Raw genomic sequence first — 13,496 nt, forward strand, 5'->3', positions numbered from 1 at the left:
GCGCGTCCAATACCTGCGTCGATAACCTGTCGGCATGGATGTCGACACGCGGCTGCTGCGGTACTTCGCCGCCGTGGCCGAGGAGGGGAACCTCACGCGCGCGGCCGAGCGGCTGTTCGTGTCGCAGCCGGCGTTGACCAAGCAGGTCCGGCAGCTGGAGGACCGCCTCGGTGTCCGGCTCTTCGACCGTTCCCGCGCGGGCATGGCGCTCACCGAACCGGGCCGGGCGCTCGCCGCGCGGGTGCCTGCCCTGCTCGGCGAGTGGGACCGCGTCCTGCGCGAGACGCGCCGCGCCGCGAGCCAGGTGCTGCGCGTCGGCTTCCTCGCCAGCGCCGCGAACGAGGCGACGCCCGCGATCATCGCCGCGTTCGGGGTGCGGCGGGCCGGCTGGCGGGTGGACATGCGGCAGGCCTCCTGGGCCGACCCGACCGCGGGTCTCGCGGGCGGCGACGTCGACGCGGCCCTCGTCCGCCTGCCGTTCCCCGGGCAGGAGGCGTGGCGCGTCGAGGTGCTCCTGACCGAACCGCGTCGCGTCGCGTTGCCGAGCGGGCACCGGCTGGCCGCACGCGACGTGATCGCCTTCGACGAGCTGTGGGACGAGCCGTTCGTCGCCGCGCCTGCCGAGACCGGGCCCTGGCGCGACTACTGGCTCGCCACCGGCGCGCGGCCCGGCGAGCCGCGGATCGGGGCCGTGACCGAGCACCCGGACGACTGGCTGAGCGCGATCGCCAACGGCTACGGCGTCGCACTCGCACCCGAGTCCGCGGCCCGCTACTACGCACGGCCCGGCGTCACCTACCGGCCGGTCACCGGCGTCGGCCCGACCCACGTCGCCGTCGCGTGGTCACCCGCCGACGACAACCCCGCGGTGCGGGACTTCGTCGCGTGCTGCCTGGAGCACGCTCACGCCGACCGCGACGCGCCCAGCGCCTGACCGAGGGGCACTGATGGAGTTCTTCTGCTACCACCGCGACCGCGCGGGTTCGATGGCGCTGCGTGTGGCGCTGCTGGAGGAGCACTGGTCCTACATGGACCGCTTCCCGATGATCGCCCGTGGTCCGACCTTCGCCGAGGACGGCACGCTCACCGGCAGCGTGCACATCGTCGACCTGCCCGACGCCGCCGCTGCCCGCGCGTTCGCCTTCGACGAGCCCGGGTACCAGGCCGGGGCGTACCGGGACGTGCTGCTCCGCCGGTGGCGCAACGGGCTCGGCCGCACCATGTGGGAGTTCCCGGGCCCCGACGGGGATCGCTTCCTCGTGCTCGGGTTCGGCGAGGGTGACCACGACGACGTGGCACCCGGCCGCGACGACCTCATCGCGTACGGCCCGCTGCTCTCCGACGACGGCACCCGCTGGCTCGGCACCGCGGCGCTGGTCCAGGCGCAGGACATCGACCACGCGCGGGCTGTCCTGCCCCTGGACCGGTACGCCGACGTCGAGGTGCACCGCTGGCGGCCGGGTGGCCGGCGCTGATCAGGACTCCGACGTCGCCACCCGCTGCGGTGGCAGGCCCGGCAGGAAGCGGCCCGGCTGGCGCAGCTTCACGCACAGCGCCGCCGACCCGATCGCCAGCGCGCACGCCAGCAGCAGCACCGGCGCGTACCCCCACGTCGGCACGACCGCCGCGCCGACACCGACGCCGAGCACGCCGCCGAACGCCTTCGCGCTGTACACCGCCGCGTGGGTGCGCCGGGCGCCCGCGCTCTGGTCGCCGAAGAAGTCCCTGACCAGCGACGCGAACAACGGGTAGAACGCGCCGCCGCCGATGCCCGCCAGCAGTGCCGCGAACACCAGCATCGCCACCGCCCCGGTGCTCGCCGCCGACGCCAGGAACAGTTGCCCCGCACCGAGAACCGCCAGGACCCAGCCGAGCGTCCTGGTCCGGCCGACGCGGTCCGACACCCGGATCGCCGCCGCGCGGCCCGCGCCGTTCGCGCCCAGCAGCACACCCGTGCCCACCGCCACCACCACGAGCGGCGCGTTGATGGTGCCGCCCAGCGTGGCCAGGAACGTCACGTCGAACAGCGACACCGCGCTCGCGACGAACAGGATGAGGTACATCAGCGGCGCGGCGCCCGTGCGCATGGCCTCGCGCGGCGAGTACTGCCGCACGGCCGACACGCGCTGCTCCAGCACCCACGAGCGCGGGTCGACGGCGGGCGGCCACCAGTTCGCCGGCGGGTCGGCCAGCACGGCGCCCGCCGCCAGGACGACCAGGAAGATCACCGCCGCGGTCACCGTCAGCGCGGGACCGGCCGGCGCGAACAGGAACGCGACCGCGAACGGCACGGAACCGTACGCGAAGGCGCCCGTCGCGAGGCTCACCTTCGCCGCCGCGCGTTCCGGGTACCACTTGGCGACCGTCGCGGAGCAGGTCGCGTAGACCAGGCCGGCGCCCGTGCCGCTCAGCACGGAGTACCCGACGACGGCGGCGAACTGGGAACCGAACGCGAGCGAGAGCGGGCCGAGGGGGAGCAGCACGGCGCCGGCGATCATCGCCGTGCGTGGTCCGATCCGGCCGCGTTCCCGCAGGAACGCGACGGGGAATCCGGCGCAGGCCTGGAAGACCGTCCACAACGCGAGCAGCCAGAACACGTCGAGCGCCGACCAGCCGCGGCCGACGAGCGACGGCACGAGCGAGCCGAACCCGTACTGCAGGACGCCGATCGCGGCCATCGCCGCCCACGACGCCCGGAGCATCCAGGCGCGGTCGCGGCCCACCAGCTCGTCCGGTTCCGGGCCGACCTGGAATCGACGGCCCAAAAAGTCAACAGAGGTGCTCATCACGGACCCCTCCCTGGACAACGGGTTCCATACTGCATACAGTCTACAACACGTGGTGGTGCCGGTCACAGCCCGAAATCGAAAGGCAGGCGCGGTGGACCTGTACGAGTACCAAGCGAAAGACCTGTTCGCGGCGCACGGTGTCCCGGTCGGCCCCGGTCAGCGGGTGGTCACCGACCCCGAGGCCGCGCGTGCCGCCGCCGAGGAGTTCGGCGTGCCGGTCGTCGTCAAGGCGCAGGTCAAGACGGGTGGCCGCGGCAAGGCGGGCGGCGTCAAGCTCGCGCACGACCCCGCCGACGCGAAAGCCAAGGCCGAAGCCATTCTCGGCCTCGACATCAAGGGGCACACGGTCCGGCGGGTGCTGGTCACGCCCGCGTCGACGATCGCCGAGGAGTACTACTTCTCGTTCCTGCTCGACCGCGCGAACCGGACCTTCCTCGCGATGGCCTCCGCCGAGGGCGGCATGGAGATCGAGCAGCTCGCCGTCGAACGCCCCGACGCGCTCGCGAAGATCCCCATCGACGCGAACGAGGGCGTCGACCTGGCCAAGGCCCGCGAGATCGCCGCGATCTTCCCCGCGGACGTGCAGGAAGCGGCCGCCGAGGTGATCGTCAAGCTGTGGGAGACCTTCGTCGCCGAGGACGCCACGCTCGTGGAGGTCAACCCGCTCGTACGCGACGGCGACGGCGACATCGTCGCGCTGGACGGCAAGGTCACGCTCGACGACAACGCCTCCTTCCGGCACCCGGACCACGCCGACCTCGTCGACGCCGAGGCCGAGGACCCCCTGGAAGCGGCCGCGAAGGCCAAGGACCTCAACTACGTCAAGCTCGACGGCGAGGTCGGCATCATCGGCAACGGCGCCGGCCTCGTGATGTCCACATTGGACGTGGTGGCGTACGCGGGGGAGGAGTTCGGCGGCGTGCGGCCCGCGAACTTCCTCGACATCGGCGGTGGCGCCTCGGCGCAGGTGATGGCCGACGGCCTGGAGATCATCCTCTCCGACCCGGACGTGAAGTCGGTGTTCGTCAACGTGTTCGGCGGCATCACCGCGTGCGACGCGGTCGCCAACGGCATCGTGCAGGCGTTCGGGCTGCTGGGCGACGTGACCAAGCCGGTCGTGGTCCGGCTGGACGGCAACAACGCCGCCGAGGGCCGCAAGATCCTCGACGACGCCGCCCTCCCCGGCCTGACCCGACTCGACACCATGGACAGCGCGGCCCGCAGCGCCGCCGAACTCGCCGCACAGGGGGCGTAGCGATGGCGATCTTCCTCACCGAGCACAGCAAGGTCATCGTCCAGGGCATGACCGGGGCCGAGGGCCGCAAGCACACCGCGCGCATGCTCGCCGCGGGCACCAACGTGGTCGGCGGCGTCACGCCGGGCAAGGGCGGGCAGAAAGCGGAGATCGGCGACAAGAACCTGCCGGTGTTCAACTCTGTCGCCGAGGCGATGAGCGAGACCGGCGCCGACACCACGGTCGTGTTCGTGCCGCCGAGGTTCGCCAAGAGCGCGGTGCACGAGGCGGTCGACGCGGGCATCGGGCTCGCCGTGGTGATCACCGAGGGCATCCCGGTGCACGACACCGCCGCGTTCTGGGCGCACGCGTGCGCCACCGGCAACAAGACCCGGATCATCGGCCCGAACTGCCCCGGCGTGATCAGCCCCGGCAAGTCCAACGCGGGCATCATCCCCGCCGACATCACCGGCCCGGGCCGCATCGGCCTGGTGTCGAAGTCCGGCACGCTGACCTACCAGATGATGTACGAGCTGTCGGACATCGGTTTCTCGACCGCGGTCGGCATCGGCGGTGACCCGATCATCGGCACCACCCACATCGACGCGCTCGCCGCGTTCGAGTCCGACCCGCAGACCGAGCTGATCGTGATGATCGGCGAGATCGGCGGCGACGCCGAGGAGCGGGCCGCGGCCTACATCGCCGAGCACGTCACCAAGCCGGTCGTCGGCTACGTCGCGGGCTTCACCGCGCCGGAGGGCAAGACGATGGGCCACGCCGGCGCGATCGTGTCCGGCTCGTCCGGCACCGCGCAGGCGAAGAAGGAAGCGCTGGAGGCGGCGGGCGTCCGCGTGGGCAAGACTCCTTCGGAGACCGCAGAGCTGGCCAGGGCGAGCCTGGTCCAGACCGTCGCCTAGGGAGCTGTCCATGCGTTTCGACGTCAACCTGTCCATCCTGTTCACCGAGCTGCCCCTGCTCGAGCGCCCCGCGGCGGCGGCCCGCGCGGGCTTCGACGCGGTCGAGATGTGGTGGCCGTTCGACGGGCCGGTGCCCGCCGACAGCGAGCTGGACGCGCTCGAGCGTGCCGTCAAGGACGCGGGCGTCTCGTTGGTGGGACTCAACTTCGACGCGGGTGACATGCCGGGCGGTGACCGCGGCCTGCTGTCGTCGAAGGCCACCAGCGGGCGGTTCCGCGACAACATCGACGTGACCGTCGGGTTCGCGGAACGGCTGGGCTGCCGGACCCTGAACGCCCTGTACGGCAACACGACCGACGACACCGACGCGGAACTGGCGCTGGAAAACCTCGCCCTGGCCGCGAAAGCGGCGTCCCGCATCGGCGCCACGGTCGTCGTCGAGGCGCTCAACGCGTTCGAGAACACCCGGTACCCGCTCACCTCGACCACCGCCGCGCTGCGGGTGGTCGACCAGGTGCCGGGCACCGCGTTCCTCGCGGACTTCTACCACCTGGCGCGAATGGGCGAGGACATCCCCGCGCTGATCGAGAACCACGCGGACCGGTTCGGGCACGTGCAGATCGCGGACGTGCCCGGCCGCGGCCAGCCGGGGACGGGAGAGCTGGACTACCCGGCGATCCTGCGGCAGCTCGCGGCGAGCCCCTACCAGGGGCCCGTGGGCCTGGAGTACAAGCCGGTCGGCCAAAGCGACGAGAGTTTCAGCTGGTTGGAGGCTATGCGGTGACAAAAGTCGGGATCGTCGGGCTCGGCATCATGGGCGGCCCGATGGCGTCGAACCTGCTCGCGGCGGGGCACGACGTCATCGGGTTCGACGTGGTGCCCTCGGCCCTGGAACGGCTGGCGGCCGACGGCGGCACCAAGGCGGTGAGTGCCGCGCAGGCCGCCGCCGAGTCCGATGTGGTCATCACGATGCTGCCGAACCACCCGCAGGTGGAGGCGGTGGCGCTCGGCGACGGCGGCGTGCTGGACAGCGCAAAGCCGGGCACGCTCTACATCGACATGTCGTCGATCCGCCCGGAGACCGCGCGCAAGCTGGCCGAGGCCGGGGCGGAGCGCGGCGTCCGGGTGCTGGACGCGCCCGTGTCCGGCGGGGAGAAGGGCGCGATCGACGGCGTGCTGTCCATCATGGTCGGCGGCGCGGCCGAGGACTTCGCCGCGGCGCGGCCCATCTTCGAGGTGCTCGGCAAGACGATCGTCCACGTCGGACCACACGGCGCGGGCCAGACGGTCAAGGCCGCCAACCAGCTGGTGGTCGGCGGCACGTACGCGCTGGTGGCGGAGGCCATCGTGCTGCTGGAGGCGTCCGGCATCGACGCCGGCGTCGGGCTCGACGTGCTCGCGGGCGGGCTCGCGGGCAGCCGCGTCCTGGAACTGAAGCGGAAGTCCATGGTCGAGCGCACGTTCGCGCCCGGCTTCCGGATCGACCTGCACCACAAGGACATGGGGATCATCCTGGACGCCTCCCGCGACGCCGGCGTGGCGCTCCCGGTCGGCAACCTGGTCGCGGCGCTGATCGCAGCGGCCAGGGCACAGGGGTACGGGCAGCTGGACCACTCCGCGCTGCTGAAGGTGGCGGAAAACCTCTCCGGCAAGGGAGACACAGCGTGAGCACCATGCCCTGTATGGAAGCCGCCGTCGCGGTCATGGCGTCCGAGGGCGTCGACACCGTGTTCGGCATCCCGGGTGCGGCGATCCTGCCGCTCTACGCGGCGTTGCGGCACAGCGGCATCAAGCACATCACCGTCCGGCACGAGGAAGGCGGCACGCACGCGGCGGACGGCTGGTCCCGAGTCACCGGCAAGGTCGGAGTGTGCATCGGCACCTCCGGTCCTGCCGGCACCAACATGATCACCGGCCTGTACACCGCGCTCGCCGACTCCATCCCGATGATCTGCATCACCGGGCAGGCGGAACGGGCGAAGCTGCACCAGGAGGCCTTCCAGGCGGTCGACATCGTCGAGATCGCCAAGCCCGTCACCAAGTGGGCGGTGCAGCTCAAGGAGCCGGGGCAGGCGCCGTGGGTGTTCCGGGAGGCGTTCCGGATCGCCCGCTCCGGGCGGCCCGGCCCGGTCCTGATCGACCTGCCCATCGACGTCCAGCGAGGACTCTGCGACTACGACGCGTCGATCGACGCGCCCCTGCCGGTCGACGTGCCGGAACCACACCCGGCCCGCGTCGCGGCGGCCGTCGAACTGCTGGCGAACGCGCAGCGGCCCCTGATCCTGGCCGGCGGCGGCGTCATCATCGCGGACGCGGCAGGCGAACTGCGCGAACTGGCCGAGGCGCTGAACGTGCCGGTGCAGGTCACGTTGATGGGCAAGGGCTCCTTCCCCGAGAACCACGAGCTGTTCGCCGGCATGGCCGGTATCCAGACCCAGCAGCGGTGGGGCAACCAGGCGTTCCTCGAGTCCGACGTGGTGCTCGCGATCGGCGCGCGGTTCGGCGACCGGCACACCGGGACGCTCGACACCTACCGCGGCGACCGCACGTTCATCCATGTCGACATCGAGCCGACACAGATCGGGAAGGTGTTCGAGCCGACGCTCGGCATCGTCGGCCACGCCCGGCCCACCCTGTCCGCACTGACGTCGTGCGCGCGGTCCCGTGGCGTCACGCACGGCTCGGCGTGGCCGTCGCGCGTCGCGGAACTGCGGTCGTCGCTGCCGAGGCGCGACGACTTCGACGACGTGCCGATCAAGCCGCCGCGCGTGTACCGGGAGCTGAACGAGCACTACGGCGAGGACACCACGTTCGTCACCGCCATCGGGCTCTACCAGATCTGGTCAGGGCAGTTCCAGCACACGTTCCTGCCGCGCCGGTACCTCGTGTGCGGGCAGGCCGGGCCGCTCGGCTGGGAGGTCCCCGCCGCCATGGGCGTGAAGTGCGCCTTCCCGGACCGGCGCGTGGTCGCGGTGGCAGGCGACTACTCCTTCCAGTTCCTGATGGAGGAGATCGCCGTCGCCGCGCAGTACCGGATCCCGTTCGTCATCGTGATGGTCAACAACGAGTACCTGGGGCTGATCCGCCAGGCCGAGCTGCCGTACGAGATGAACTACGCGGTCGACCTGCACTACGGCGAGGGCGGCATCGACCACGTGAAGCTCATGGACGCCTTCGGGTGCCCGGCGCGGCGGGTCGAGCAGCCCGGCGACATCCGCGCCGCGCTGGAGTGGGCCGACGAGGAGGCGTCGCGCCTGTCGGTGCCGGTGCTCGTGGAGATCATGGTCGAGCGCGAGGCCAACGCGGCCATGGGTCCGTCGCTGGACAAGGTCAAGGAGTTCGAGCCGGTCCCGGAGCTGGCCCCGGCCACCGACTGACGGTGGTGAAGGGGTCCTTCCGCACGCCCAGCGCCATGAAGGACCCCTTCCTCACACCGGCCCATGCGTGGGCGGTGGGGTGCGGTCCCGCCGCAGCGGAATCGGTCCACCGGGATGTGAGTTCACCCGTATCACCGCGGGCTTCCGGTCGTTGGTTCGACAGCGGGGCGGCCGGGTGTGCGGGTCGCCCCGCTGTCGTGTGCGTGGACGTGGGACGCGACGGCCGTGGCCGCCTGGATGAAGGCTGCCAGGGGTTTCGAGCGGGAGTCCTCCTGCCACGCGATCGCCAGCGTGGACGTCGGGGCGTCGGTGACCGGGACGGCGACCAGCTCGGACCGCAGGAGGTGGCGGACCGACGCGGGCAACAGCGCGATGGTGCGGCCGAGCGCGATGAGCTGCATCAGCTGCGCGGGATCGCGCACCACCGGGCCGCCGTTCGGTGGGCTGCCCGGCCACTGCGGGAACTGCTCGTCGCGCAGGTCCGCCATGGTCAGCGACGGGCGGTCGGCCAGGCGGTGGGTGCGGGGCAGCACCGCCACGTCCTGCTCGGTCAGCAACTCCTCGTACGCGAAGCCCTCAGTGTCGTCGTGCGGGAAGCGGAGCAGGGACACGTCGGCCTCGCCCTCGCGGAGCAGGGCCGCCTGCTTGCCGATGCCGCAGATCTGCACCTCCACCTCGACCGGCGCCGGGCTCGCCGCGTACTCGGCCAGGATCTTCTCGACCAGGCCGCCGTCGCTGTCCGGTTTCATCGCCAGCACCAGCCGCGTGCCCGCGCGCCGCGCCCGCCGCTCCGCCGCGGTCAACGCCGTCAGCGCGCGGCGGCCCTCGTGCAGCAGCACCTCACCCGCGGCGGTCAGCGACACCTGGCGGCTGGTGCGCTCGAACAGCGCCACGCCCATCCGCCGCTCCAGCCGCTGGATCGCCCGTGACAGCGGCGGCTGCGCCATCCCGAGCCGCGTCGCCGCCCGGCCGAAGTTCAGCTCCTCGGCCACCGCGACGAAGTAGCGAAGCTCCCGCGAATCCATACCGCCAGAGTATCGATTCCCACCCAACGGGTGTTGGACCCCGCGCTGACCTGCGGGAACTCTGGAGGCATGACAACCGCACTGGTGACCGGGGCCAACAAGGGAATCGGCCTCGAGATCGTGAAGCAGCTCATCGCCAAGGGCATGACCGTGTACCTCGCGGCGCGTGACCCGGAGAAGGGGGAGAAGGCCGCCGCCGACGTCGGGGCGCGGTTCGTGCGGCTCGACGTGACCGACGCGGAGTCGGTCCGGCAGGCCGCCGAGACCGTGGGCGCGCTCGACGTGCTCGTCAACAACGCGGCCATCACCGGCGGGCGGGCGAACGCGCCGGGCCAGGCCGACGTCGACGTGCTCCGGGAGGTGTTCGAGACCAACGTGTTCGGCGTCGTCACCGTCACCGAGGCGTTCCTGCCGCTGCTGCGCGAGTCCGCGCACCCGCGGATCGTCAACATGTCCAGCACGGTCGGGTCGCTCACGAACATGCTGGCCAACGACACGCCCAACTCGCTCGCCTACGTGCCGTCCAAGACCGCGCTGAACGCCGTCACCGTCTCCTACGCCAAGGCCGAGCCGCGCATGCGGATCAACGCCGCCTGCCCCGGCTACTGCGCCACCGACCTCAACAACCACAGCGGCCACCGCACCGCCGCCCAGGGCGCCACCGCCGCGGTGACGCTGGCGACCCTGGACGACGACGGCCCCACCGGGGGCTTCTTCGACGAGGACGGCGTCATCGCCTGGTGACTACGTCCGCAGCCACACCGCCGTGTCCGACGGCAGCTCGGTCCCGTCGAGCGGGCCGCTCGCCAGCAGGACCTCCGTGTGCGGCGGCAGCGGCGCCGGTGCGCCGGACAGGTTGACCACACAGGCGAACCGCTCGTCGCGGGCGAAGGCCAGCACCCCCGCCGGCACGTCGAGCCAGGTCATCGGCCCGTCGCCGAGGCCCGGTTCGGCGTGCCGGATCCTCAGCGCCGACCGGTACAGCTCCAGCATCGACGCGGGATCGTCGGTCTGCGCCTCCACAGTGGACGACGCCCAGTCGCCGGGCTGCGGCAGCCACGGCGCCGTGCCGGTGGTGTTGAACCCGTACGGCGGCTCGGTGCCCGACCACGGCAGCGGCACCCGGCAACCGTCGCGGCCGATGTCGGCGCCCTTCGTGCGGCGGAACACCGGGTCCTGCCGCACCTCGTCGGCCAGGTCCTCCACTTCGGACAGACCGAGCTCCTCGCCCTGGTAGATGTACACACCGCCGGGCAGCGCGAGCGTCAGCAGGGCGGCCGCGCGGGCGCGCCGGATGCCCAGCTCGCGGTCGGTCGGCGCCTTGTGCTGGCGGTCGGCGAACGAGAACGACGTGTCGGCCCGGCCGTAGCGGGTCACGTGCCTGGTCACGTCGTGGTTCGACAGCACCCACGTCGCGGGCGCGTCGACCGGCGCGTGCGCGGCGAGCGTGGCGTCGACGACCTCGCGCAGCTTCTTCGCGTCCCACGGGCAGGACAGGAAGTCGAAGTTGAACGCCGAGTGCAGCTCGTCCGGCCGCAGGTACATGGCGAACCGCTGCGGGTCGGGCAGCCACATCTCGCCGACGAACACGCGCTTGTCCTCGTACGAGTCGGCGATCTTGCGCCACTCGCGGTAGATCTCGTGCACGCCGTCCAGGTCGGAGTACGGCAGGCGGCCGTCCGGGTCGGCGACGTCCGGCAGCCCGTCCTGCTTGACCAGGCCGTCGGCGACGTCGATGCGGAAGCCGTCGACGCCGCGGTTGAACCAGAACCGCAGGATGTCGGCGAACTCGGTGTGCACCTGCGGGTTCGTCCAGTTCAGGTCCGGCTGCCGCGAGCTGTACAGGTGCAGGTACCACTGGCCGTCCGGCACCTGCGTCCACGCGGACCCGCCGAAGCGCGACTGCCAGTTGTTCGGCGGACCGCCGTCGACGCCGTCGCGGAACCAGAACCGCTCCCGCTCCGGCGACCCGGGCCCGGCCGCGAGCGCCGCCGTGAACCACGGGTGCTCGTCGGAGCAGTGGTTCGGCACGATGTCGATGATGATCCGGATGCCGAGGCCGTGGGCCTCCTCGATCAGCTTCTCGGCCTCGGCGAGCGACCCGAACGCGGGCTCGATGTCCCGGTAGTCGGACACGTCGTAGCCGCCGTCGTCCATCGGCGACGGGTACCACGGGTTGAACCAGATCGCGTCCACGCCGAGGTCCGCCAGGTACTGCAGCTTGGCCCGGACACCCGCGAGGTCGCCCGTGCCGTCGCCGTCGCCGTCGGCGAAGCTCCGCACGTAGACCTGGTAGATCGCGGCACCACGCCACCAGTTGTCACTCACTCACTCACCCCTTGAGACTGCCGGCCGTGAGACCGGCGAGGATCTGCCGTTGGAAGATCAGGAACGCCACGACCATCGGGACGCTCGCGAGCACGAGGCCCGCCAGCATCAGGTTGATCGGCGTGTCCGGCTCGAACCGCTGCAGCGCGACCGACAACGTCTGGATCTCCGGGTCCTGCAGGACCAGGAGCGGCCAGATGAAGTCCTTCCACGCGGCCACGATCGAGAAGATGGACACCACCGCGATGATCGGCCGCGACAGCGGCAGCACGATCCGCACCATGGTGCCGACACTGCCCGCGCCGTCGATCCGCGCCGCGTCGAGCAACTCGCCCGGGATCTGGTCGAAGAACCGCTTGAGCAGGTAGATGTTGAACGCGTTCGCCGCCGCGGGGAGCCAGATCGCGGCAGGGGAGTTGACCAGGTTCACCTCGACGACCGGCACCTCGGTGATCGCGAGGTACGTCGGCACCAGCAGCGCGGACGCGGGCAGCATCAGCGTCGCCAGCATCAGCGCGAGGACCCACTTGCCGAGCGCGGGCCGGAGCTTGGAGAGCGCGTACGCCGCCGGGACCTGCACCGCCAACTGGATCAGCCACGCGCCGGCCGCGACGATCACCGTGTTCGTGAAGTACTTGGCGAGGTCCATGAAGTCCCACGCCTCGGCGTACGCGCCCGCACCGAACGTCTCGGGCAGCAGCGTCGGCGGGTTGCGCGCCAGCTCCGGCGCGGTCTTCATGGCGCCGAGCACCATCCAGAGCAGAGGCACGACGAACGCGATCGTGAACAACACCAGCACGAGCCCGAACACGAGCCAGTACAGGAGCTTCCCGCGCCGCTTCTTCAGCGCCCACGGGGAGATCAGTGTCCGCTCCACTGTGGTCACCCCCTCGTCCTGGTCAACCTCAGGTAGAGCGCGGAGAACGCGCCCAGTGCGATGAACAACAGCAGGCTCAGCGCGCTGGCCGTGCCGAAGTCGTTGTACGTGAACGCGTAGCGGTACAGCAGGAGCAGCACGGTGACCGTGGAGTCCTCCGGGCCGCCGCCGGTCATGACGTACGGCTCGGTGAACACCTGCATGGTGGCCACGATCTGCATCAGCATCATGATCAGCAGCACGAACCGGGTCTGCGGGATCGTCACGTACCGCAGGCGCTGCCACAGGTTCGCGCCGTCCAGCTCCGCCGCCTCGTACAGCTCACCGGGGATGGTCTGCAGCGCGGCCAGGTAGATCAGTGTCGCCGAGCCCATCGCCGCCCAGGTCGCGACGAGCACCAGCGACAGCATCGAGGTGTCGGCGGAGTTCAGCCACGCCAGCGGCGGCAGCCCGACCAGCCGCAGCATGCTGTTGAACAGGCCGGGACCCGGGTCGTAGAACCACTTCCAGAGGATCGCCACCACCACCGGCGGCAGCATCACCGGGATGTAGACCACCAGCCGGAAGTAGCCCTTCATGTGCCGCAGCTCGTTGAGCACGATGGCGACTGCGAACGGCACCGCGAACCCGATGACCAGCGCCAGTCCCGTGAACAGCAACGTGTTGCGCCACGCGACGCCGAACAGGGGGTCGTCGAAGAGCGTCCGGAAGTTCTGCCAGCCGACCCACTCCGCGGGCGTGACGAAGTTGACCTGCTGGAAGCTCAGCAGGACGCCGCGCACGATCGGGTACCACGAGAACAACGCGAAGCACACCAGTGCCGCGCAGAGGAACCCGTAGGCGGTGAGGTTGTCGCCGATCGCGCGCCGGAGGTTCTTCCTCGCCGGGCGCGGCGCTCGCGCCGGACGCCTCTCGACGTCCGGCGCGAGCACAGCGGTGCTGGACACGG

The 13,496-nt window shown here is 71.3% G+C and carries 13 protein-coding genes; 8 read left to right on the plus strand and 5 right to left on the minus strand.

Features of this window, described 5'->3' with window-relative positions; translation table 11 throughout:
• Window positions 1-34 precede the first annotated feature (34 nt).
• Both ACYQ77_RS08000 and ACYQ77_RS08005 read left to right on the plus strand, forming a co-directional pair.
• Window positions 35-934, plus strand: coding sequence for a LysR family transcriptional regulator (locus ACYQ77_RS08000; RefSeq protein ID WP_459708943.1), 900 nt, complete (start codon window positions 35-37; stop codon window positions 932-934).
• A 13-nt stretch (window positions 935-947) separates the two neighbouring features.
• Window positions 948-1,475 carry a YciI family protein gene (locus ACYQ77_RS08005; RefSeq protein ID WP_459708945.1) on the plus strand — a complete coding sequence of 176 codons (528 nt, stop codon included), beginning with the start codon at window positions 948-950 and terminating at the stop codon, window positions 1,473-1,475.
• Here ACYQ77_RS08005 and ACYQ77_RS08010 read toward each other — a convergent pair whose 3' ends face one another.
• The gene (locus ACYQ77_RS08010; RefSeq protein ID WP_459708947.1) at window positions 1,476-2,786 is read right to left on the minus strand and encodes an MFS transporter; all 1,311 of its coding nucleotides are present in this window, start codon (window positions 2,784-2,786) and stop codon (window positions 1,476-1,478) included.
• Between the two features lie 94 nt (window positions 2,787-2,880).
• Between ACYQ77_RS08010 and sucC the strand changes: the two genes are divergently transcribed.
• From sucC to gcl, 5 genes are read left to right on the plus strand one after another with little or no spacing between them, the layout of a single operon-like run.
• Complete coding sequence (gene sucC / locus ACYQ77_RS08015) at window positions 2,881-4,044, plus strand: ADP-forming succinate--CoA ligase subunit beta (protein WP_459708948.1); 1,164 nt, start codon at window positions 2,881-2,883, stop codon at window positions 4,042-4,044.
• Between the two features lie 2 nt (window positions 4,045-4,046).
• Complete coding sequence (gene sucD / locus ACYQ77_RS08020) at window positions 4,047-4,940, plus strand: succinate--CoA ligase subunit alpha (protein ID WP_459708950.1); 894 nt, start codon at window positions 4,047-4,049, stop codon at window positions 4,938-4,940.
• A 10-nt stretch (window positions 4,941-4,950) separates the two neighbouring features.
• The gene (locus ACYQ77_RS08025) at window positions 4,951-5,724 is read left to right on the plus strand and encodes a hydroxypyruvate isomerase family protein (RefSeq protein WP_459708951.1); all 774 of its coding nucleotides are present in this window, start codon (window positions 4,951-4,953) and stop codon (window positions 5,722-5,724) included.
• A complete protein-coding gene (locus ACYQ77_RS08030; RefSeq protein ID WP_459708953.1) occupies window positions 5,721-6,608 on the plus strand; it encodes a 2-hydroxy-3-oxopropionate reductase in 888 nt (295 codons plus the stop codon). Before ACYQ77_RS08025 ends, ACYQ77_RS08030 begins: the two co-directional genes overlap by 4 nt.
• A gap of 14 nt (window positions 6,609-6,622) precedes the next feature.
• Window positions 6,623-8,317 carry a glyoxylate carboligase gene (gene gcl / locus ACYQ77_RS08035; protein ID WP_459708954.1) on the plus strand — a complete coding sequence of 565 codons (1,695 nt, stop codon included), beginning with the start codon at window positions 6,623-6,625 and terminating at the stop codon, window positions 8,315-8,317.
• A 131-nt stretch (window positions 8,318-8,448) separates the two neighbouring features.
• Here the strand turns inward: gcl and ACYQ77_RS08040 are convergent, their stop codons facing one another.
• Entirely contained in the window at window positions 8,449-9,342 is an 894-nt protein-coding gene (locus tag ACYQ77_RS08040; protein WP_459708956.1) for a LysR family transcriptional regulator, read from the minus strand.
• A 69-nt stretch (window positions 9,343-9,411) separates the two neighbouring features.
• Here ACYQ77_RS08040 and ACYQ77_RS08045 point away from each other — a divergent pair, with 69 nt between their 5' ends.
• Complete coding sequence (locus ACYQ77_RS08045) at window positions 9,412-10,086, plus strand: SDR family oxidoreductase (protein ID WP_459708958.1); 675 nt, start codon at window positions 9,412-9,414, stop codon at window positions 10,084-10,086.
• Here the strand turns inward: ACYQ77_RS08045 and ACYQ77_RS08050 are convergent, their stop codons facing one another.
• Genes ACYQ77_RS08050 through ACYQ77_RS08060 form a run of 3 tightly spaced genes read right to left on the minus strand, consistent with a single transcriptional unit; the run spans window position 10,087 to window position 13,494 of the window.
• Complete coding sequence (locus ACYQ77_RS08050; RefSeq protein WP_459708960.1) at window positions 10,087-11,670, minus strand: glycoside hydrolase family 13 protein; 1,584 nt, start codon at window positions 11,668-11,670, stop codon at window positions 10,087-10,089. It lies immediately after the preceding gene.
• Between the two features lie 4 nt (window positions 11,671-11,674).
• Window positions 11,675-12,556: a carbohydrate ABC transporter permease gene (locus ACYQ77_RS08055; protein ID WP_459708962.1), complete on the minus strand. Its 882-nt coding sequence runs from the start codon at window positions 12,554-12,556 to the stop codon at window positions 11,675-11,677.
• Complete coding sequence (locus tag ACYQ77_RS08060; protein ID WP_459708964.1) at window positions 12,553-13,494, minus strand: carbohydrate ABC transporter permease; 942 nt, start codon at window positions 13,492-13,494, stop codon at window positions 12,553-12,555. The genes ACYQ77_RS08055 and ACYQ77_RS08060 overlap by 4 nt, the downstream gene beginning before the upstream one ends.
• Between the last annotated feature and the right edge of the window lie 2 nt (window positions 13,495-13,496).

It is taken from the genome of Actinophytocola sp. KF-1 (genome assembly GCF_054661535.1).